This window comes from Vibrio sp. ED004, from assembly GCF_023206395.1.
GTDB lineage: Bacteria > Pseudomonadota > Gammaproteobacteria > Enterobacterales > Vibrionaceae > Vibrio.
In genome coordinates this window covers 1,542,357-1,562,257 of record NZ_CP066149.1, presented here as the reverse complement: position 1 = coordinate 1,562,257, position 19,901 = coordinate 1,542,357, and the positions used below count along the sequence as shown (strand labels likewise).

At 44.3% G+C, this 19,901-nt stretch carries 17 protein-coding genes, 1 rRNA gene and 1 riboswitch; of the genes, 13 read left to right on the top strand and 5 right to left on the bottom strand.

Annotated elements, in window-relative coordinates; all coding sequences use genetic code 11:
* Positions 1–31 precede the first annotated feature (31 nt).
* The gene (gene glpG, locus ITG10_RS07010; RefSeq protein ID WP_017633166.1) at positions 32–874 is read left to right on the top strand and encodes a rhomboid family intramembrane serine protease GlpG; all 843 of its coding nucleotides are present in this window, start codon (positions 32–34) and stop codon (positions 872–874) included.
* 81 nt (positions 875–955) lie between these two features.
* Here the strand turns inward: glpG and ITG10_RS07005 are convergent, their stop codons facing one another.
* Positions 956–1,363 (bottom strand): flagellar basal body-associated protein FliL, encoded by a 408-nt coding sequence (locus ITG10_RS07005; protein ID WP_017061041.1) that lies wholly within the window; start codon positions 1,361–1,363, stop codon positions 956–958.
* A gap of 162 nt (positions 1,364–1,525) precedes the next feature.
* Between ITG10_RS07005 and ITG10_RS07000 the strand changes: the two genes are divergently transcribed.
* Both ITG10_RS07000 and ubiA read left to right on the top strand, forming a co-directional pair.
* The gene (locus tag ITG10_RS07000; protein ID WP_164913326.1) at positions 1,526–2,065 is read left to right on the top strand and encodes a chorismate lyase; all 540 of its coding nucleotides are present in this window, start codon (positions 1,526–1,528) and stop codon (positions 2,063–2,065) included.
* A complete protein-coding gene (ubiA, locus tag ITG10_RS06995; protein ID WP_017633168.1) occupies positions 2,066–2,920 on the top strand; it encodes a 4-hydroxybenzoate octaprenyltransferase in 855 nt (284 codons plus the stop codon).
* A gap of 99 nt (positions 2,921–3,019) precedes the next feature.
* On the opposite strand, the gene plsB is transcribed toward ubiA, so the two are convergent.
* The gene (gene plsB, locus ITG10_RS06990) at positions 3,020–5,443 is read right to left on the bottom strand and encodes a glycerol-3-phosphate 1-O-acyltransferase PlsB (RefSeq protein ID WP_017633169.1); all 2,424 of its coding nucleotides are present in this window, start codon (positions 5,441–5,443) and stop codon (positions 3,020–3,022) included.
* Between the two features lie 221 nt (positions 5,444–5,664).
* On the opposite strand from plsB, the gene ITG10_RS06985 reads away from it, so the two are divergent.
* The 4 genes from ITG10_RS06985 to dinF all read left to right on the top strand — a co-directional run bounded on the left by ITG10_RS06985 (position 5,665) and on the right by dinF (position 9,190).
* The gene (locus ITG10_RS06985; protein ID WP_017633170.1) at positions 5,665–6,027 is read left to right on the top strand and encodes a diacylglycerol kinase; all 363 of its coding nucleotides are present in this window, start codon (positions 5,665–5,667) and stop codon (positions 6,025–6,027) included.
* Between the two features lie 94 nt (positions 6,028–6,121).
* Positions 6,122–6,742, top strand: a complete 621-nt coding sequence (lexA, locus tag ITG10_RS06980; protein ID WP_019820514.1) for a transcriptional repressor LexA — start codon at positions 6,122–6,124, stop codon at positions 6,740–6,742.
* Between the two features lie 97 nt (positions 6,743–6,839).
* Complete coding sequence (locus ITG10_RS06975) at positions 6,840–7,718, top strand: class I SAM-dependent methyltransferase (RefSeq protein ID WP_017633171.1); 879 nt, start codon at positions 6,840–6,842, stop codon at positions 7,716–7,718.
* Positions 7,719–7,834: 116 nt separating this feature from the next.
* Positions 7,835–9,190, top strand: coding sequence for an MATE family efflux transporter DinF (dinF, locus tag ITG10_RS06970; RefSeq protein ID WP_017633172.1), 1,356 nt, complete (start codon positions 7,835–7,837; stop codon positions 9,188–9,190).
* A 190-nt stretch (positions 9,191–9,380) separates the two neighbouring features.
* On the opposite strand, the gene sthA is transcribed toward dinF, so the two are convergent.
* Positions 9,381–10,781: a Si-specific NAD(P)(+) transhydrogenase gene (gene sthA / locus ITG10_RS06965; RefSeq protein WP_017633173.1), complete on the bottom strand. Its 1,401-nt coding sequence runs from the start codon at positions 10,779–10,781 to the stop codon at positions 9,381–9,383.
* Between the two features lie 327 nt (positions 10,782–11,108).
* Here sthA and fabR point away from each other — a divergent pair, with 327 nt between their 5' ends.
* On the top strand, positions 11,109–11,750 hold the full coding sequence (gene fabR / locus ITG10_RS06960; RefSeq protein ID WP_010438693.1) for an HTH-type transcriptional repressor FabR: 642 nt from the start codon (positions 11,109–11,111) through the stop codon (positions 11,748–11,750).
* Positions 11,750–12,121 carry a YijD family membrane protein gene (locus ITG10_RS06955; protein ID WP_017061049.1) on the top strand — a complete coding sequence of 124 codons (372 nt, stop codon included), beginning with the start codon at positions 11,750–11,752 and terminating at the stop codon, positions 12,119–12,121. Before fabR ends, ITG10_RS06955 begins: the two co-directional genes overlap by 1 nt.
* Before the next feature lie 80 nt (positions 12,122–12,201).
* On the opposite strand, the gene trmA is transcribed toward ITG10_RS06955, so the two are convergent.
* Positions 12,202–13,311: a tRNA (uridine(54)-C5)-methyltransferase TrmA gene (trmA, locus tag ITG10_RS06950; RefSeq protein ID WP_017633174.1), complete on the bottom strand. Its 1,110-nt coding sequence runs from the start codon at positions 13,309–13,311 to the stop codon at positions 12,202–12,204.
* A gap of 154 nt (positions 13,312–13,465) precedes the next feature.
* A riboswitch (cobalamin riboswitch) is annotated at positions 13,466–13,670 on the top strand.
* Between the two features lie 39 nt (positions 13,671–13,709).
* Between trmA and ITG10_RS06945 the strand changes: the two genes are divergently transcribed.
* The 3 genes from ITG10_RS06945 to murI are packed head-to-tail and all read left to right on the top strand — an operon-like array spanning position 13,710 to position 17,111.
* Positions 13,710–15,530 (top strand): TonB-dependent receptor, encoded by a 1,821-nt coding sequence (locus tag ITG10_RS06945; protein WP_017633175.1) that lies wholly within the window; start codon positions 13,710–13,712, stop codon positions 15,528–15,530.
* Positions 15,531–15,578: 48 nt separating this feature from the next.
* Positions 15,579–16,244, top strand: coding sequence for an adenine nucleotide alpha hydrolase (locus ITG10_RS06940; RefSeq protein ID WP_248386754.1), 666 nt, complete (start codon positions 15,579–15,581; stop codon positions 16,242–16,244).
* Between the two features lie 60 nt (positions 16,245–16,304).
* Entirely contained in the window at positions 16,305–17,111 is an 807-nt protein-coding gene (gene murI / locus ITG10_RS06935) for a glutamate racemase (protein ID WP_248386820.1), read from the top strand.
* Here the strand turns inward: murI and ITG10_RS06930 are convergent.
* On the bottom strand, positions 17,074–17,526 hold the full coding sequence (locus ITG10_RS06930) for an RNA-binding protein (protein WP_017061054.1): 453 nt from the start codon (positions 17,524–17,526) through the stop codon (positions 17,074–17,076). The two genes, murI and ITG10_RS06930, sit on opposite strands and share 38 nt — an antisense overlap.
* Positions 17,527–18,161: 635 nt before the next feature.
* Between ITG10_RS06930 and ITG10_RS06925 the strand changes: the two genes are divergently transcribed.
* Positions 18,162–19,711: ribosomal RNA gene (locus ITG10_RS06925) — 16S ribosomal RNA — on the top strand.
* Positions 19,712–19,901: the final 190 nt, after the last annotated feature.

Genomic DNA, 19,901 nt, shown 5'->3' with positions numbered 1-19,901 from the left:
GCATCTCTCATAGCATGAATAGGAAGTAACAATGATTAGATTGATGGTGTTAGACAACCCACGTCTTGCTCAAGCATTTATTGATTATATGGCGTCTCGTCAGATCCCTATTCAGATGTCTCCTGAGGGGGAAGGGCGTTTTGCGCTTTGGCTTATTGATGGTCAATTTCAGGTTGAAACCGAAGCTGAACTCCATCGCTTCTTGTCGGAACCCAATCATAAGCGTTATCAAGCGGCGTCTTGGGACATGGCTGAGACCAGAAAGAGTAACTTTCATTATCACACGCCAAGTTTCATAGGCATGATAAAAGCCAAAGCTGGCCCTGTGACACTGAGTATCATGTTGGTGTGTGTGGTGATTTTTGCTCTGCAGCAGATAGGTTTCGGGCAGGCGATTTTTAATGCCTTACATTTCCCAGCGGTTGATGGACAGCAATGGCAATTGTGGCGTTGGCTCAGTCACGCTGTTTTGCATTTCTCGGTTATGCACATCGCGTTCAACATCTTATGGTGGTGGCAGCTGGGTGGAGATATTGAGAAAAAGTTAGGCGGTCTTAAGTTACTGCAGATCTTTGCTGTCTCTTCTGCGCTTTCTGGTGCGGGTCAGTATTGGGTTGAAGGTGCAAATTTCGGTGGCTTATCTGGGGTTGTGTATGCCTTGGTTGGTTACCTATGGGTAGTTGGCGCCAAAGCACCGCAACTTGGTTTGGGTATCCCAAGACAGATCGTTGGCTTTATGTTGGTATGGTTGGTACTTGGGTATATGCAGCCGTTTATGGCTATCGCTAATACCGCTCACTTAGCAGGTTTGGTCGCAGGTGTGATTATCGGCTTTGTAGATTCAATGAAAGCGCCGAAATCGGCAACAAGCTAGCGCGTTAGTTAGCGAGAATCGATAGATACAAAAAAAGCGGCCAGATGAGCCGCTTTTTTATTGGGATTCGTTTTTAGATCATTACTGATAAAGGTACTTGGTAAACAGTAAGTCAGCGATTAGGGTTTTGCCCGTTTCAGGCAGCAGAATCTTGTTGAGGTGTTCAACCAAAGTCTTTCTCAAATCTTCACGGCCAGACAGAGATTTAATCGTTTCTTCGTTTTGTTTACCAAGTAATTCAATCACGGCATCGCGGATTAATGGTTGGTGATGCTCAATAGCAGCTAGGTCATTGCTGTTCGCGACCATGATATCGAGGCGAACCTGAATGTAGCCCAGTTTTTTACCTTTAGTATAAAAATTGGTGGTCAGGTCTGGCTCTAGCGTGAAGTAGGCGAGTTTGGGTGCCGATTCCTCTTCAGCGAAACTTGATGCTGAAAAGAGTAGGGTAATCGCAAGAATTATTTGGGCTACATAACGTTTGTGCATATTTGTGATTTTTCTTTAGTTTATTCGCGATATTCGAAACGCATTAGTCTTGTTACAATGAGCGCTCTAAATCTAAATACGTTTACAATTCGAAGAACGCTTTAATTTTGTTCGAAAGTTGAAGCTTTATTGTACGTGTAAAGTCACCTATTGAATACTAGTATGAATCAGCCAATATCGCTGTATCTTAATTCGTTAATGAATGTAGATTGGCAAAGTACAGAAACATTTGATTTTCCTAATGAAACCACCAAAGAGTGGCTTATGGAGCAAGGTTCTCTTTCCCGCAAGTTGGGCAAGAGCTGTCAGCACCTGTCTGTTGAGTTGCTTCATAATCAAGTTGTAGAACGCTCAAGGCTACAACAAGACGAGGAACATCTTTTATCATCGTTTGATTGCTTACTGCGTAAAGTGATTTTAAAGGGTGATGGCGAACCGTGGGTGTTAGGTCGAACCTTGATTCCCCGAGTCACGCTAGAAGATCAGCATTCCGACCTTTCTCAACAAGGTAATGTCCCGCTTGGATTAACCGTTTTCAGTGCTGAGAACGTGGAGCGAGATGCGCTGCAAGTCGGTTGGGTTATCGCAGGCGATGAGCGATTGCTCGCACGTCGTTCTCGATTATGGATGAATCATAAACCGATGCTTGTGGCTGAACTTTTTTTACCAACATCACCCATTTACTCTAAGGAGAGTGTGTAAATGCTTGCCACCAAAGCGAAGGCGTATTGGCAATTAACGCGAATGAATCGCCCGATTGGTACCCTATTACTTCTTTGGCCTACGTTATGGTCGCTGATTATCGCTGCACAAGGCATGCCGGACTTGGATGTCTTGGTTGTTTTCGTACTCGGTGTGGTGCTGATGCGTTCAGCTGGTTGTGTGATCAATGATTTTGCCGATCGCAAAGTTGACGGACACGTTAAACGCACCAAGCAGCGTCCATTGCCTTCAGGTTTGGTCTCCAGTAAAGAAGCGATAATCCTATTTTTAGTGCTAGCTGTGGTTTCATTCTTGCTGGTACTTACTATGAACCCGTTAACCATCAAGCTCTCTTTTATTGGGGTTGGCTTGGCGTTCATTTACCCTTTCATGAAGCGTTTTACGCACCTTCCACAGTTGTTCCTTGGGCTGGCGTTTAGCTGGGCAATTCCAATGGCGTGGGCAGCACAAACCAATGAACTACCAAGCGTGGTCTGGTTTATCTTCGTGGTTAACGCACTATGGACAATTGCCTACGACACCCAGTATGCGATGGTTGACCGAGATGATGACCTGAAGATTGGCATTAAGTCGACAGCGATTTTGTTTGGCCGCTTTGATAAGTTGATTGTTGGTTTCTTGCAGCTTGTGACACTGGCGATGCTGATTGCTCTGGGCATGCATTACCAACTGGGTGATACCTTCTACTGGGCATTGTTAGTCGCAGGTAGCTTGTTTGTGTATCAACAACACCTGATGCGCCATCGCGACCGAGACTTATGTTTTCAGGCCTTCCTGAATAATAACTATGTTGGAATGGCGGTAACCGTTGGCTTGTTTATTACCTTCTGGTAAATAGCAGTTAAAGCTAAAGAGAACAAAAATAAAAAGGCACCCATTGGGTGCCTTTTTTGATCGTTTCAGTCTAGCGATTAAAGCGAGCTAGCCAAGCGGTTACTCTACTTGGTGGATGCTCTCTTGAATCGTCAAGCGAACTTCTGGGTACAGCATTGAGTAAAGAAGCTTAGCGAATTGCTGAGTCTTTTCTAAATCGCAGTTACCATCGTTATCTAGGTACTGTTGTTGCTTAAGCGTTGCAAACATCGATGCGAATACACCTTTGTCGAAGAACTCCGGGGCATTGATACCTTGTAGGCGACCTAGACGCTGTGCGATGTCCTGGCTCTTCTGCTCAAGGTCCGACTTATCCAGTTCAGGGTTCTCAGCCAATAGGTTGAGAGCAATAGAGTAGCGCTGTAGCGTCTCTGAGATCGTACGACCTAGTAGCATCAGTGCTTGGCTGTTCGACTGGTTGATGGTGACTTCGTTGTCCGACACCATCAGCATACCTTGGCTAACAAGCTCATCAATGATGTTCGCAACAACAGTCTCAAGCTGATCTTCGTCGTAGCTTAAGAACAACTCTTTCTTCAAGAACGGGTAGATAGCTGCAACGTTCTCTTGAATCGCGTCAATTGATAAACCGCGCTGACGAATGGTCATTTGTGCAATTAACGACGGTAGAGCAAATAAGTGAATGATGTTGTTACGGTAGTAAGTCATCAGAATCGATTGGTGACGATCAAGTGAAATGATGTCGCCCATAGAATCGGATTCAATCAGGAACTTGTTCAGTGATTCCGCATGTTTTACCAATTCTTCAGCGCTGTCTTTTGGTACCGTGAACGTATCAGAGTAAGGCACATTCTTAAGTAGAGACAGGTAGCAGTTGATCTGAGAAACCAAAGAGTCACGAGACAATGCACGTTGGCGCGATGCAAGCAGAGCCGTCGCACACAGTGTCAGTGCGTTGGTCGCGGCTGCATCGTTAATGTGCGTCATCATCTTGGTGGCTAGATCATTCACCACTGGAGCCATCCATTGTGGTTTGCTGGTACCCATTGGGTCGATATCTTTGGTCCACTCTGGTGAGTGCTCGTTCAGATATTGGTTTAGCTGAATTGGCTCACCGAAGTTCACGTAACCTTTACCAAAGTTACGCAGTTTACGGATAGTACGAATCACTAAGCTCGCGTTTTCTTTCTCTTTACGCTTGCCACGCAACTCTTTCGCGTACGTCGCCACTTCCATTACGTGCTCGTAACCGATGTACACAGGAACCAAAGTAACAGGACGGTTCATACCACGCAGCATTGCCTGAATGGTCATCGCTAGCATGCCCGTTTTCGCTTGCAGAAGACGACCCGTACGAGAACGACCACCTTCACTGAAGTACTCTACTGAGTAACCTTTAGCGAACAATTCCGCTAGGTATTCACGGAAAATCGTCGAGTAAAGCTTGTTGCCTTTGAAGCTACGGCGAATAAAGAACGCACCACCATGACGGAAAATAGGACCGGCAGGGAAGAAGTTGAGGTTGATACCTGCAGCGATGTGCGGAGGCACCATGCCTTCATGATAAAGCACATAAGAAAGCAACAAGTAATCCATGTGGCTACGGTGACAAGGGACGTAAACAATCTCGTGACCATCTTGAGCCAATTTACGAACCGTTGAAGCGTTGCTGATATGCAGGCCTTGGTACAACTTATTCCACAACCAACCCAGAATTTTCTCACCGCGTTTAATTAACGAGTAAGAGAAGTTAGCTGCGATCTCATCCATGATGTCCTGAGCTTCTTTGCTCGCTTTCTCTATGGAAATATTTTTTGCTTCAGCTTCGTCTTCTATCGCCTTCTTGATTGCTTCTGATTTGAGTAGGCGATCAAACAGAGCTTGGCGGCTTGGCAGGTTAGGGCCTGATGCAGCAAGCTTTTGGCGAGAGAAGTGAATACGTGCCACTCGCGCTAATTTGTGCGCGATGGTGCTGTCGGTGCCATGTGAGTTAGCCATGTAACGTAGAGAAACCACTGGGCTGAAACGCACCAGACAATCACGGCCTGCTAGCAATACCGCTTTTGATTTCTCTAAGCCATTCATTGCCTGGAGGTAAGGCTTCTGATTATTCTCTTTACCAGGTTTACGTCCCCAAAGCACAGTGGCAGGGATAACTTGAACATCGAGCTCAGAGTCTTCAGCATGCAGTGAAAGCAACTCAGAGAAAACTTCAATTGAAGAGCTTGGTACATAATCATCGTCTTGAAGCAGAGTTTTGCGAGAAGAGATAAAAACATAGCGTTGCAGTGATTTGCCGTTGATTTCAAGCTTGCTTAATGGATCAGGTAGACCTAATTCAAGTGCATGTTTTTGCAATGTAAGAATGTCGACACTTGAGCGAAACGGTAAGGCGTATACAATCGGTTTGCTCAAATCAATGTTCAAATCCTCAACAGGGTTTGAAGGAATTGATGTGCCCTTTACCAATACGGATAAAGGTAGCTTCATTAATGAACGTGAAAAAGATTGTCCAGAAGACATATAGGTTCACTGCCTCAATAGTTATTTCAATGTGCTCAAGCGTATCTCTATTTCTATGATGAAAAAGGATAAATCCTATGAGTGAAATAGGGATAAGCCTAGGCGTAAATTTAATCGATGCAAGAATACCAGAAACTGGTCTAACCTTTTAATGGAAATAGTCATATTGCCGTTAAGTTTGTGGAAAATCATTCATCAACTGATTGAGTATAGAGTTAAAAATGACCAAAAAATCAAACACCGGATTAAAACGCATCATAAAAGCAGCAGGCTTTTCATGGCAAGGCCTCACAAGTTCGTTTAAAAGTGAGGCTGCATTTCGGCAAGAAGTGTTCATGGCAGCAATACTGATTCCACTAGCATTCTATTTGGATGTAAGCCAAGTTGAGCGAATCTTGATGATCTCAGCTGTTGTGTTAGTGATGGTTGTCGAGTTAATCAATACCGCGATTGAAGCAGTTGTTGATCGAATCGGTAGTGAGCATCATGAGCTTTCTGGGATGGCGAAAGATGTCGGCTCAGCGGCTGTTTTCATCTGTTTGGCGCTCGCGGGTTATGTGTGGTTAGAGATCTTGTTTTTGTAATTCGCTAAAAATGAACTAAAAACAACCAATTGCTTTGCTTTTGTTCAGTTACTGGATATACTCACAGTCAACTGTATAAAAAGACAGGTGAATCATGAAGCCGTTAACGCCCCGCCAGCAACAAGTCTTTGACCTTATCAAAGGTAAGATCGAAGATTCCGGTATGCCACCGACACGTGCAGAAATCGCGCGTGAACTAGGCTTCCGTTCTGCTAATGCTGCAGAAGAACATTTGAAAGCTCTTGCTCGTAAAGAAGCGATTGAGATTATCCCGGGTGCGTCTCGCGGTATTCGTATTTTGCTTGAAGATGCAGCAAACGAAGAGCAAGGTTTACCATTAATCGGTCAGGTTGCCGCTGGTGAGCCTATTCTGGCTCAAGAGCATGTAGAAATGCATTACCAAGTTGACCCTGGCATGTTTAAACCACAGGCTGACTTCCTACTTCGCGTAAATGGCGAAAGTATGAAAGACATCGGTATTATGGATGGTGATTTACTGGCTGTTCATAAAACTCAAGATGTTCGCGATGGTCAGGTTGTCGTAGCGCGTGTCGATGATGATGTAACGGTAAAACGCCTAGAACGTAAAGGTTCAACAGTGCTGTTACATGCTGAAAATGAAGAGTTTTCTCCAATCCATGTCGATCTTGAATCTCAACACTTGTCTATTGAAGGCCTTGCTGTTGGTATCATTCGTAACACCGACTGGATGTAGTCATTACAAACAGCTTATTGATATTTATTCTCAATAACTTGTTATTGTAATTGATATTCATTATCATCTTCTTTGTCGAGATACAAGGAAGATGATGATGCCAAACCCAACCAAACCTCAAATAAAGCCGCTTACTCGTAAGCCGCGCGCCTCTGATCAAAGGGCTTCTTCTGATCAAGGGTCTGCTCATCAAGAATTTCAAGTTCCGACGAATCTCGTTCAACATCTTTGGTTTCGTAGCCGCGAAAGCCTTGCCGATGATGGCTTAGTTTATGACCCTATTGCAGCACAAGCCTGCAAGCGTTGCCAACTTGCACCAGAATGCCTTACCGGTGAACTCGACCAACAACAACTCCTTTATGCGACTCTGACTCAACTTTGTGATTCTCAAGTTCAACAGTTTTTATCTCATAACCCAGATGCTTGGATTATTAACGTGGGAGCAGGGCTTGATACCCGTTTCTACCGTTTAGATAATGGTCGCTGTCATTGGGTTGAGCTAGATGTCACCGAGAATCTGCTTTGGCGACAACGCTTGTTCCACAAAAATGAACGCTATCGTTTAGAGTGCGGCTCTGTTGATGACCTAACTTGGTTAGATGAACTTAACATCCCAGAGCAAGCATCGGTGATGGTGGTATGTGAACATGCTCTGCTTGATTGCAATGAGCAGCAGACCGCGCACTTTATTCAGTCTCTGAGCCGCTACTTTACTCATGCACATGCGTGTTTAGTATTAGCAGGAGACAAAAGCTCAAGCACTCTAGGTAAAAAGCTTGGTTCTGGTGATTATGCTCATGGCTTGTCCTCTCCAGTCGACAGCATTCTAAATTGGTTGCCATGGACGCAATGGGTAAAAGCCTTTTCTCCACTAGATCAGCAATGTAATCGTTGGAAATTATGGCAGCGATTATTGTGCAAGATCTCTCAGGTCAAAAAGCGTTTAACGCCACAATTGGTGTTAGTTAAATGGTAGTGCCAGCGATTTAACTTACCCACCACCAAAGCCCGCCTTGCTATAAGCAAAACCTCGCAACATAGTGAAAGCCCACTCACTAGGTTAAACTATCGCCTCTAATCGAAGAGGTGATCGTGAAGCTATTTAATCCCCAAACTATTTTCCAAACGCTATCTAATCAAGCAATGCACAAACAAGTGCTGTTGCTCGCGATCCCGATGGTTCTTTCTAATATAACTGTTCCACTACTGGGTTTAGTCGATGCCGCGGTTATCGGTCATTTAGAACATTCTTGGTATCTTGGTGGTGTCGCATTAGGTGGCACTATGATCAGCGTGACCTTTTGGCTGCTCGGTTTCTTGCGCATGTCGACAACTGGGCTCGCAGCACAATCTTATGGTGCAGATGATGGCAAGCAGCTCGGTTTGGTGTTCGTGCAGGGGGTTACCATGGCTTTAGGATTTGCTGGTGTCTTCTTACTTTTGCATAGCTTGGTTGCGGATCTGGTTTTCTCTTTGAGTAGTGCTAGTGAGCAAGTGAAACACTATGGTCAGCAGTATTTCTCTATTCGAGCGTGGAGTGCACCTGCTGCGCTCACTAATTTCGTGATTTTGGGTTGGCTACTTGGAACCCAAAATGCCAAAGCGCCAATGTGGATGGTGATTATCACTAATATCACTAACATCGTTTTGGATATTGTATTTGTTATTGGTCTTGGGTGGCAGGTTGAAGGTGCCGCGTTGGCATCAGTAATGGCTGATTATGCAGGATTAACGTTTGGTTTAATCTGCGTTTATCGAATCTGGATTAAGAGACAACTGCCTTCGCCATGGGATTTGCTTAAGAAAACAAGTCAAGGTTTGAGCCGTTTCGTAAAATTGAATCGCGATATCTTTCTCCGTTCATTATGTCTACAAGCGACTTTTACTTTTATGACTTTCCAAGGTGCAAGCTTTGGTGATGATGTCGTGGCAGCAAATGCAGTGTTGATGAGCTTCTTGATGATTATCTCTTATGGGATGGATGGCTTCGCCTACGCGATGGAAGCTATGGTGGGTAAAGCGATTGGCGCGAAAGATAAAGACGAATTAAACCAATCATTGATTGGCACCTTTTTCTGGAGCTTCAATATTTGTTTGGTACTCACTATCGTGTTCGCGATTTCAGGGGCTAGCTTGATTAATATGATCACCACAATCCCTGACGTTAAGAGCCAAGCGGAAGTGTATTTACCGTGGTTAATCGCAATGCCGCTGGTTTCTATGTGGTGCTTCTTATTGGATGGTATTTTTGTTGGAGCAACAAAGGGCAAAGATATGCGTAATAGCATGTTTGTGGCGACCTGCAGCTTCTTTGCGATTTTCTACTTGGCCTCAGGTTTGGAAAACCATGCGTTGTGGCTAGCAATGTTGAGCTTTATGGCGATGCGTGGGGTTGGCTTGGGTGTTTTATTCATTTCTCAGTGGAAGAAGGGAGAGTTCCTCGCTTAGCTTACTTAGATAGCTCAGTCCAGGGAGCAACAAATAGAGGCTGTACAGGTAAAGGGGTATTTAGAACATCATGATCTAATTACTACCATATACTATATTATTCAGTACTTTAAATAAAAACAGCAAGCTTATGGCTTGCTGTTTATGTATTTGGCCTATGGGTGGTCAAATACTCCTGTTGGTTCTTTATTTAGAACAAACGGTTAAGTCCGTTAAGTGCTGCAACACGATAAGCCTCTGCCATCGTTGGGTAGTTAAAGGTGGTATTCACAAAGTACTCGATGGTATTTGCTTCACCTTTCTGCTCCATAATCGCTTGGCCGATATGGATGATTTCAGCCGCACGCTCACCAAATACGTGGATACCCAAAATCTCTTTGGTTTCACGGTGGAATAGGATCTTCAAGCTACCAATATCTTTACCGGCGATTTGAGCGCGAGCTAAGTGTTTGAATGAAGAACGTCCCACTTCGTACGGTACTTTCGCAGTCGTTAGTTCTTGCTCGGTTTTACCTACAGAACTGATCTCAGGGATGGTGTAGATACCAGTTGGGATGTCTTCAATAAGGTGGCGTTCAGCTTCACCTTTGATAATCGCTTGTGCAACGAATCGACCTTGGTCATAAGCCGCACTCGCTAGGCTAGGGTAGCCAATCACATCACCTACCGCGTAAACATGGTCCACATTGGTTTGGTAATTGGTGTTTACTGATACTTGTCCACGAGAATCCGCCTCTAAGCCAACCGCACCAAGGTTAAGTTTATCGGTGTTACCGGTTCGGCCATTGGCATACAGTAGGCAGTCGGCACGCATTTTCTTGCCGGATTCTAAGTGAATGATCACGCCATCGTCCGTCCCTTCGATTTTCTCAAAAGTTTCGTCGTTACGAATCACTACACCGCTGTTCCAGAAGTGGTAAGAAAGCGCATCAGAGGTTTCATTGTCTAAGAATGATAGTAGGCGGTCTCGAGTATTGATGAGATCGGTTTTAACACCTAAACCGCGGAAGATAGACGCGTACTCACAACCAATAACACCGGCACCATAAATGATGATGTGTTGAGGGTCGTGTTTAAGAGAAAGAATCGAGTCACTGTCGTAAACACGCTCGTGCAGGAAGTCCACGTTGTCTGGTTGATATGGGCGAGAGCCTGTCGCGATAACAAATTTGTCGGCACTGTAATGTTCTTCAGTGCCATCGCTTTGCATTACTGAGACAGTGTTGGTATCAATAAAGCGTGCAGTACCAAATACTAGTGTGCATTGGTTGCGATCATAAAAGCCTTGTCGTAGTCGAGTCTGTTTATCGATGACTGATTTCGCGTGCCCCAAGATGTTAGAGAACGTCGAGTGAATACTTTTGTTGTTCTGACAAAATAGTGGGTTGTTATTGAATTCAATAATACGGCTTACGGCATGACGCAGTGCTTTGGAAGGAATGGTTCCCCAGTGGGTACAACCACCACCAACGCTGCTCTCTTTTTCAATGATTGCAACGTTCAACCCGGCTTTGGTTAATCCCATCGCTGCCCCTTCGCCTCCGGGGCCACTACCAATTACGATTACATCAAAGTGGTTGGAGTGTGGCATAGATATCTTCCTTGTTATATTTGATTAACATTGCTTTAGCGAGATTTTAACTGATTCTGTTCTTGGGTACATGAAAAGGGCATCAGAGAGTCGGTGAGATCACGCAGTGTTATCGAAAAAATAATATTTGGTATGTCGTATGTCTCCAAATGACAGTGTGGATATTGAAATTTTTTCTTCGAACGTATTTACTTCGGTACGTGAACAAAGAGGCGTGTTGAGTGTCTTATATAACCAGAGTGCCTTATATAAATAAGTGATTCGCGTTATATTGAAGAGAGTATTAGACATGCCTGTTTAGGCTGTAAAAGAAGAAATTGATAAAGTATGAAACCAATGGGCATTCGCGCACAGCAAAAAGAAAAAACTCGTCGCAGCTTAATCGATGCAGCATTTAGCCAACTCAGTGCCGATCGTAGTTTTTCCAACCTAAGCTTGAGAGAAGTCGCTCGTGAGGCTGGAATAGCACCGACTTCCTTTTATCGTCACTTTAAAGACATGGATGAGCTTGGCTTAACCATGGTTGATGAAGGTGGCCTACTACTGCGCCAGCTCATGCGACAAGCTAGGCAACGCATAGTAAAAGAAGGCAGTGTGATTCGCACATCGGTTGAAACCTTTATGGAATTCATTGAAAGCAGTCCAAACGTATTCAGACTGTTATTACGAGAGCGCTCGGGAACCTCGTTTGAGTTTCGTGCGGCGGTAGCTCGTGAGATACAGCACTTCTCTGCTGAGTTAACCGAATATTTGATAACGACGGGTATGACACGAGATGAAGCTTTTACTCAAGCTGAAGCCTCCGTTATCTTGGTTTTCAACTCAGGGGCAGAAGCATTAGATTTAGATCGACGTCAGCGAGATGAACTGGCTGAACGCTTGATCATGCAATTGCGAATGATGGCCAAAGGGGCTTTTTGGTATCGTAAAGAACGTGAACGTAACCGATTAAAAGGCGGGATTGAATAATGTCGAATGAAAATAATACTGTAAACCGTGGTTCAGAAAGAAAGACACTCGTACTTGCTGTTATTGCCGGTGTGTGTGGTGATGCTCTGTTATCTTGGGTAACAATGAGCGAAGTGGGCTTCTCTATCTTCCCACTGATTGCTTTAGTCTTGGCTGTACAAGCACTTTACCAAGAGTACCTAACTAACCCAGTATCTGAAGATATTCCATTAGTAGGTTTAGCTTGTTTCTTTGTTGGCGCATTTGGCCACTCGGCTTTTGTGAAGGCACAGCACCCTGATGCTGGCTCAAACTTCTTTGCGATTATTGTCGCGATGTTGCTTCTTGCATGGGTAGGTAAGAAACTCGGCTTTATCGGCAAAACTGCTTAAGTTGATTTAGAAATTAAAAAAACGAGCCAATGGGCTCGTTTTTTTGTATCTGCTGTTTGGCTTAGACCTGAAAGCGAGACTTAAGCTTTACGCTCTAGGAATACGCCAGCTTCCATATGGTGCGTGTAAGGGAACTGGTCAAACAGAGCAAAACGAGTGATGTCGTGTGTTTCGCTTAGGATCTCTAGGTTCTCTTTCAACGTTTCAGGGTTACAAGAGATGTACATGATGCGCTCGTAACCTTGAACCATCTTACAAGTATCAACATCCATACCTGAGCGTGGTGGATCAACAAAGATAGTGTTGCAGTTGTAGCTCTTAAGATCGATGTTTGCTTGCTGTAGACGGCGGAATTCACGCTTGCCTTCCATTGCTACGGTAAAGTCTTCCGCAGACATACGAATAATCTGAACATTATCAATCTTGTTCGCCGCAATGTTGTATTGTGCTGATTCAACTGATGGCTTCGCTAGTTCTGTTGCCAGTACACGTTCGAAGTTCTGTGCTAATGCTAATGAGAAGTTACCGTTACCACAGTAAAGCTCTAGCAAGTCGCCTTTGCTGTCTTGAGTACAGTCAACAGCCCATTCCAACATTTTCTCTGCTACTGTGCTGTTTGGTTGAGTAAAGCTGTTCTCTACTTGTTGGTAGATGTAGCTGTCACCATTCACGTCTAGCTTTTCAATGACGTAGTCGCGGTCCAGTACGATTTTCATCTTACGCGCACGGCCAATCAGGTTTAGATTGAAACCTTCATCGTTCAGTTGCTGTTTTAGCGCTTTAGCATCTTGAATCCATTGCTCACCCAACTGACGGTGATAAAGCAGTGACACCAAAATCTCACCGCTTAGCGTAGAAAGGAAATCTACTTGGAATAGCTTGTGGCGTAGAGAATGGTTGTTCTTCATTGCATCTGTTAATAGAGGCATCAAGTCATTGATAAGACGACTAGCAGCGGGGAACTGGTCTACACGATATTTTTCTTTGGTCTCTTGATTGAACATGACGTAATACATATCGTCACCTTCATGCCACACGCGGAACTCAGCACGCATGCGGTAGTGTTGTTCTGGAGATTCATACACTTCCAGCTCAGGCACATTATATTCTGAGAACATTTCAGTAAGACGCTCAGTCTTTTCTGTCAGTTGTTCTTGGTAGCGTTGCGGGTTTACATCTAAATTCGCCATTGTTATGCCTTTTGCTGTCGTGCTTTTAAATCAAGAGCGCAGATTTTATTCAATCACAGGCGCTTGTCCAGTGTTGAGAGCCAATCAGTGTAAATAGGCCATGAAAACTATAGCTTATAACTATCTTAGACTAGACAAATGATTCAGAGGTCAATACTATCTTCGGCAAGCTGGTGCCATTTAGATGTATAGATGGCTGAAGAGGGAATCTGGTGTGAATCCAGAACTGACGCGCAGCGGTAAAAGAGAACAAGTATTCATAAGACACTGCAAATAGCTTTTTGTGGGAAGTCGAATACAAGGTAACCATAAGGTTGTGCTCTTGAGTCCGAATACCTGCCAGTAGCTAAACCATAAGATGTGGTTTGGTAGGAATTTACGCGATTTAGGATAACAACATGAACAAATCCCTTTTAGCGATTGCTGTAGCATCGCTGCTTTCACCTATCTCCAATTTATACGCCCAAGAAGCCTCTGCCGACGAAACCATGGTGGTTACGGCTAACCGTTTTGAGCAGCCTTTAAGTGATGTGATTGCATCAACAACGGTTGTTTCTAAACAAGAAATAGAAGAAACCCAAGCTAAATCCCTAGTCGATGTCTTAAAACGAGTGCCTGGTGTCGAAGTATCGCAAAGTGGCGGACGTGGGCACAGCGCATCTGTTTTCATGCGTGGCTACAATAGCGATCAAGTATTGTTTCTTGTCGATGGTGTTCGTATTGATTCTGCGGCCGGCGGTATTAACTTCAACCATATTCCAGTCGGTATTATTGAAAGAGTTGAAGTGATTCGTGGCTCTGGCGGGGCTCTCTACGGTTCTGACGCTGTAGCGGGTGTAATTAATGTTATTACCGCGTCTGGTAGTTCGGCGGAATCAACAATGATTTCTGTTGGAGCAGGTAGTGACGCTCAAAAGGAAGCAAACTTTTCAACGACCCGTAAACTATCTAATGGCGGAACAGTGAAGCTTGCTGGTGGTTTTGATGAGACTGAAGGGTACGACATCAAAGACCCTGCGACTGGCCTTAACTATGGATATGAAAGCCAGAATCTTTTCGCGTCCTATTCTCAGCCTATTAATGAAGCCTTTACTGGTAGTGCATCCGTTCGTTGGTTCGATAGTTTAACTGAGTACGATTCTGGTGGTAAGAACTATGGGTATTCAGAGAACCTGAGTGTGACAGCTGCTCTTGATTATAAAGGTGATAACTTAAGCTCTACCTTTAGAGCTAATCAGCAAGCGATCGAGAACCTAGACTATTCACAAGCTCAAGGTAAAGACAATGCTGGTACCCAAAAGAAAATAGACCTAACGAATCTCCAGTTCTTGAATCAGTATTACATCAACGAGAACGTATCTGTGGGTGCTGGTGCGGATTGGCGTAGAGAAAAACTTGATGATGATGCTTTGTCATATGGCTTTCCAGATACACTAGCAGGGGAATCTCGCGATACGACGGGTGTTTACGCTTCTTCTGAACTTCGTTTCGGTGATGTTCAAATCGTAGGTAGCGTGCGTAACGATAAACATGATACATACGACAATCATACCACATGGTCTTTAGGTACTCGTTATTACCTAACCGAAAAGCACTCACTTAGAGCGGCTGCCGGCACATCATTTAAAGCGCCGAGCTATTCTGATCTAACAACCAATCCTGACCTAGAGCCGGAAGAAGCCGAAAACCGCGAAATCGGATATACCGGTGAATTCGATTTATTCAAGCTGGATGTGACCGCATACGATAATGAAGTCGATAACTTGATCATTTGGTATGAGGGTAGTCCGTCTTGGTATCCTCAAAACGTAGATGCAAAATTAAAAGGGCTAGAAATTACAGGTAATTTCGACACGTGGTTTATCCATCACACGGTTGTTGCTGAATTTAAAGATCATAAAGATTCAGCAGGCAACAAGTTAGCGAAGCGAGCAGATGAAAACTACAAGTGGTTGATGGATGCTTCATATGCAGATTTCGATGTAAACCTTACTTATACATATACAGGTGATAGAGCGGGTAATCCAAAAGAAACCACCGATCCAGATAATATCTTGCCATCAGTAAGCTTGTGGGATGTTTCTGTAGGGTATTGGATTTCACCTGAGTTGGTTGTTCGTGGTCGAGTTGATAACCTGACGAATGAAAAATACCAAACAACGCTAGGATATAATGCGCCTGAGCGTAGGTACTTTGCGAATCTAGCTTACCAATTCTAATTAACACCTAAACCGCCTTCGGGCGGTTTTTTCTTATTGGGTATATCAATGAAAAAGAAAGTCGTCATAAGTTGGTCATCAGGCAAAGACTCCACCTTAACCCTAGAGCGTTTGCTTGAGAGTGCCGAGTATGAAGTTGTTGCTCTCTATACTACGTATGTTGGAGATGAAGTCCCGTTTCAGGTAACTCCGATTGATGTGGTCGCCATGCAGGCACAATTAATCGGTTTGCCACTCATCACCATAGAGCTTCCTGAAGTGTTCCCAAGCAATGAGATTTACCAAAGTACGATTGTCTCAGCATTGAAAGGGTCTGGCTTATCAATTGATGCGGTCGCATTTGGCGATATGTTTTGTAACGGTATAGCCGACTACCGCAAAAGCTATATAGAACCGGTTGGTTGGGAGTGTGTGTTTCCTCTTCTGGGGGAGAACAGTCAGGCGCTAGCCCAAGAGATAATAGATAGAGGAATCGAAACCTTTCTCGTCACGGTTGATAGCAACGCATTGGACAAGAGTTACTGTGGGCAGAAATACACGTCAGAACTAATAGACAGTTTACCGAGTCATGTCGATCCATGTGGTGAAGACGGTGAGTTCCATACCCTAGTGACGTCAGCGCCGTGTTTTAAAGGAAAGCTTAAGATAGATCTAGAAAATGTAGAACAAGGTGAGCGTTTTGTTCATCAACGCTATCAAGCTTGCATTATATAGAGTGAGGATTGGCGAAAACTAAGCGAAGGAGTATCATTGCAGCGAAACTTATTATAGGTAATCGCTGTGTCGGATAGTCTACAAAAAAATATATTGGTCTTTGATTCTGGAGTGGGTGGTCTATCTGTATATAAAGAGATAAGTCAGTTACTACCGAATCATAACTATATCTATGTATTCGACAACGAGGCTTATCCTTATGGTGAACTCGATCAGCAAGTGCTCATTCGTAGAGTTCAAAGCATAGTAGCCAGTTTTGTGGCTAGTCACGCGATTGATATCGTAGTGATAGCTTGCAATACAGCGAGCACGATTGTCTTACCGACACTCAGAGCTAATAATCTTATCCCTATCGTCGGTGTTGTACCGGCAATTAAGCCTGCATCCCTGCTTGCTAATAAAGCGGTCGGTCTTATTGCTACTCCCGCAACGATCACTCGTCAATACACACACGACTTAATCAAAAACTTCTCGATTAATAAAAGAGTCGAGCTTTTAGGTTCTACTCGGCTGGTGGATATGGCTGAAGATAAGCTCAGAGGGGAGGTGATTAATCTTCAAGAGTTACAGCAAATCCTTCAACCGATGCTCAATATTATTGATGTGGCCGTTTTAGGGTGCACACATTTCCCATTGATAAAGTCTGAGATTCAACGAGTCTTAGGAAGCAATGTTTTATTGGTTGATTCTGGTAAAGCGATCGCTAAGCGAGTGCAAGATTTATTGGATTTGGAAAGTGACAATAAAGAGGGGGGAGTGCGTGAGGTTTTTTGTAGTACACTTCCTAAAAAAGAAAGTGCACTAAATAGCATGTTAAAGCAGTTAGGGTTTAGCTCAGTTCAGATTCGTCCGCTTCAGGATGTTTAGGATCATTTGCAACACGTACTTTTAAAGTTCGTTGCATGTAATCTTTATCATTAAGTGCAGAGATTGCATGATTCACATCATTACTTGCCATAACAACAAATCCAAAGCCTCTTCTTTTACCAGTGCGTTTGTCTTTCATTAAACGCACCGCAAAGACTTCACCATGTTCTGAGAATAATTCACGCACATGTGATTCGTTTGCTTTGTATGGAAGGTTACCCACATAAAGTGTTTTTGTTGAAGCCTTAGGTTCTGAATCTGATTTTGAGTCGGTGCTTGAAAAGTTAACAACAAAAGCGGAAGCCAAGACACCAAGGATAAAGGTAATTGCAGGCGATATATCTACCTGAGAGAAAACAATGCCGCCTAATACAGCCAGTGCGACAATTAACAACATCGATTTTTTTGAGTTCATATCGGAATACTACATATTAATAAACGAAATAGACGCATCTACCATTAACAAAATAGACACATGAATCTTACGTTCATGGCTTCCATTTTTCCAATGTATTGCTGTGATACGTCTCAAATGTTTAGTTTTTATTCGAAAAATACGGATCTGGTGGCTTTTTAGGCGAACAAAACTTTTATTTCAAAAAGCCCTTGTGCTCCCCTTCAATCTCTCTATAATGCCGCCTCACCGACACGGAGTGAGACGAAAGTCACACAGCGAAATCGGTAGAGAAAAAGAGTTTGAAAATAACCCTTGACTCTCAAAGTGGTGCAGGTATAGTACGCACCCCTAGCGACTGAGGTGTGAATCACAAAACGCTAGAGCTCTTTAACAATTTAAACCTATCAATCTGTGTGGGCACTCGTTGATGAATATCAAAACGTTTTATCGTTAGATAAAACAGATTCTTCGGAATCAAAATTGATTTCAATGAACTGAGTGACCAATACAAATAACCTCGGTTATTTGGCACAGTCAATTCATTACCATTCTGTTGGAATGGTAATAGCTTTAGAATTACATGTTTCTGTTCTTTTTCGAAAGAGCGGTAAATATTAGTTTTGAAGTCAGTATTCGTTGAGTCACAAAATCTTAAATTGAAGAGTTTGATCATGGCTCAGATTGAACGCTGGCGGCAGGCCTAACACATGCAAGTCGAGCGGAAACGACATTAACAATCCTTCGGGTGCGTTAATGGGCGTCGAGCGGCGGACGGGTGAGTAATGCCTAGGAAATTGCCTTGATGTGGGGGATAACCATTGGAAACGATGGCTAATACCGCATAATGCCTACGGCCAAAGAGGGGACCTTCGGGCCTCTCGCGTCAAGATATGCCTAGGTGGGATTAGCTAGTTGGTGAGGTAATGGCTCACCAAGGCGACGATCCCTAGCTGGTCTGAGAGGATGATCAGCCACACTGGAACTGAGACACGGTCCAGACTCCTACGGGAGGCAGCAGTGGGGAATATTGCACAATGGGCGAAAGCCTGATGCAGCCATGCCGCGTGTATGAAGAAGGCCTTCGGGTTGTAAAGTACTTTCAGTTGTGAGGAAGGGGTAGCGTTAATAGCGCTATCTCTTGACGTTAGCAACAGAAGAAGCACCGGCTAACTCCGTGCCAGCAGCCGCGGTAATACGGAGGGTGCGAGCGTTAATCGGAATTACTGGGCGTAAAGCGCATGCAGGTGGTTCATTAAGTCAGATGTGAAAGCCCGGGGCTCAACCTCGGAACTGCATTTGAAACTGGTGAACTAGAGTACTGTAGAGGGGGTAGAATTTCAGGTGTAGCGGTGAAATGCGTAGAGATCTGAAGGAATACCAGTGGCGAAGGCGGCCCCTGGACAGATACTGACACTCAGATGCGAAAGCGTGGGGAGCAAACAGGATTAGATACCCTGGTAGTCCACGCCGTAAACGATGTCTACTTGGAGGTTGTGGCCTTGAGCCGTGGCTTTCGGAGCTAACGCGTTAAGTAGACCGCCTGGGGAGTACGGTCGCAAGATTAAAACTCAAATGAATTGACGGGGCCCCGCACAAGCGGTGGAGCATGTGGTTTAATTCGATGCAACGCGAAGAACCTTACCTACTCTTGACATCCAGAGAAGCCAGCGGAGACGCAGGTGTGCCTTCGGGAGCTCTGAGACAGGTGCTGCATGGCTGTCGTCAGCTCGTGTTGTGAAATGTTGGGTTAAGTCCCGCAACGAGCGCAACCCTTATCCTTGTTTGCCAGCGAGTAATGTCGGGAACTCCAGGGAGACTGCCGGTGATAAACCGGAGGAAGGTGGGGACGACGTCAAGTCATCATGGCCCTTACGAGTAGGGCTACACACGTGCTACAATGGCGCATACAGAGGGCAGCAAGCCAGCGATGGTGAGCGAATCCCAAAAAGTGCGTCGTAGTCCGGATTGGAGTCTGCAACTCGACTCCATGAAGTCGGAATCGCTAGTAATCGTAGATCAGAATGCTACGGTGAATACGTTCCCGGGCCTTGTACACACCGCCCGTCACACCATGGGAGTGGGCTGCAAAAGAAGTGGGTAGTTTAACCTTTCGGGGAGGACGTTCACCACTTTGTGGTTCATGACTGGGGTGAAGTCGTAACAAGGTAGCCCTAGGGGAACCTGGGGCTGGATCACCTCCTTATACGAAGATATTCACGATAAGTGTCCACACAGATTGATGGTTTAGATTTAGTTAAAGCCAGAGCTTTAATTAATAACGCAAGTTATTGATTAAAGCTTTTTGCTTTATGCTCTTTAACAATTTGGAAAGCTGACTGATTGATTTACTTACGAGTAATTCAATCAAATTTAAAAGTTCTCAATGTTTATCT

Excerpts from the sequence above, each read along its gene's own strand:
- plsB (WP_017633169.1), bottom strand. The coding sequence starts at position 5,443 with ATGTCTTCTGGACAATCTTTTTCACGTTCATTAATGAAGCTACCTTTA.
- ITG10_RS06975 (WP_017633171.1), top strand. The coding sequence starts at position 6,840 with ATGCCAAACCCAACCAAACCTCAAATAAAGCCGCTTACTCGTAAGCCG.
- fabR (WP_010438693.1), top strand. The coding sequence starts at position 11,109 with ATGAAACCAATGGGCATTCGCGCACAGCAAAAAGAAAAAACTCGTCGC.
- trmA (WP_017633174.1), bottom strand. The coding sequence starts at position 13,311 with ATGGCGAATTTAGATGTAAACCCGCAACGCTACCAAGAACAACTGACA.
- glpG (WP_017633166.1), top strand. The coding sequence starts at position 32 with ATGATTAGATTGATGGTGTTAGACAACCCACGTCTTGCTCAAGCATTT.
- ITG10_RS06955 (WP_017061049.1), top strand. The coding sequence starts at position 11,750 with ATGTCGAATGAAAATAATACTGTAAACCGTGGTTCAGAAAGAAAGACA.
- ITG10_RS07005 (WP_017061041.1), bottom strand. The coding sequence starts at position 1,363 with ATGCACAAACGTTATGTAGCCCAAATAATTCTTGCGATTACCCTACTC.
- ITG10_RS06940 (WP_248386754.1), top strand. The coding sequence starts at position 15,579 with ATGAAAAAGAAAGTCGTCATAAGTTGGTCATCAGGCAAAGACTCCACC.
- ITG10_RS06930 (WP_017061054.1), bottom strand. The coding sequence starts at position 17,526 with ATGAACTCAAAAAAATCGATGTTGTTAATTGTCGCACTGGCTGTATTA.
- ubiA (WP_017633168.1), top strand. The coding sequence starts at position 2,066 with ATGCTTGCCACCAAAGCGAAGGCGTATTGGCAATTAACGCGAATGAAT.
- ITG10_RS06945 (WP_017633175.1), top strand. The coding sequence starts at position 13,710 with ATGAACAAATCCCTTTTAGCGATTGCTGTAGCATCGCTGCTTTCACCT.
- ITG10_RS07000 (WP_164913326.1), top strand. The coding sequence starts at position 1,526 with ATGAATCAGCCAATATCGCTGTATCTTAATTCGTTAATGAATGTAGAT.
- ITG10_RS06985 (WP_017633170.1), top strand. The coding sequence starts at position 5,665 with ATGACCAAAAAATCAAACACCGGATTAAAACGCATCATAAAAGCAGCA.
- sthA (WP_017633173.1), bottom strand. The coding sequence starts at position 10,781 with ATGCCACACTCCAACCACTTTGATGTAATCGTAATTGGTAGTGGCCCC.
- lexA (WP_019820514.1), top strand. The coding sequence starts at position 6,122 with ATGAAGCCGTTAACGCCCCGCCAGCAACAAGTCTTTGACCTTATCAAA.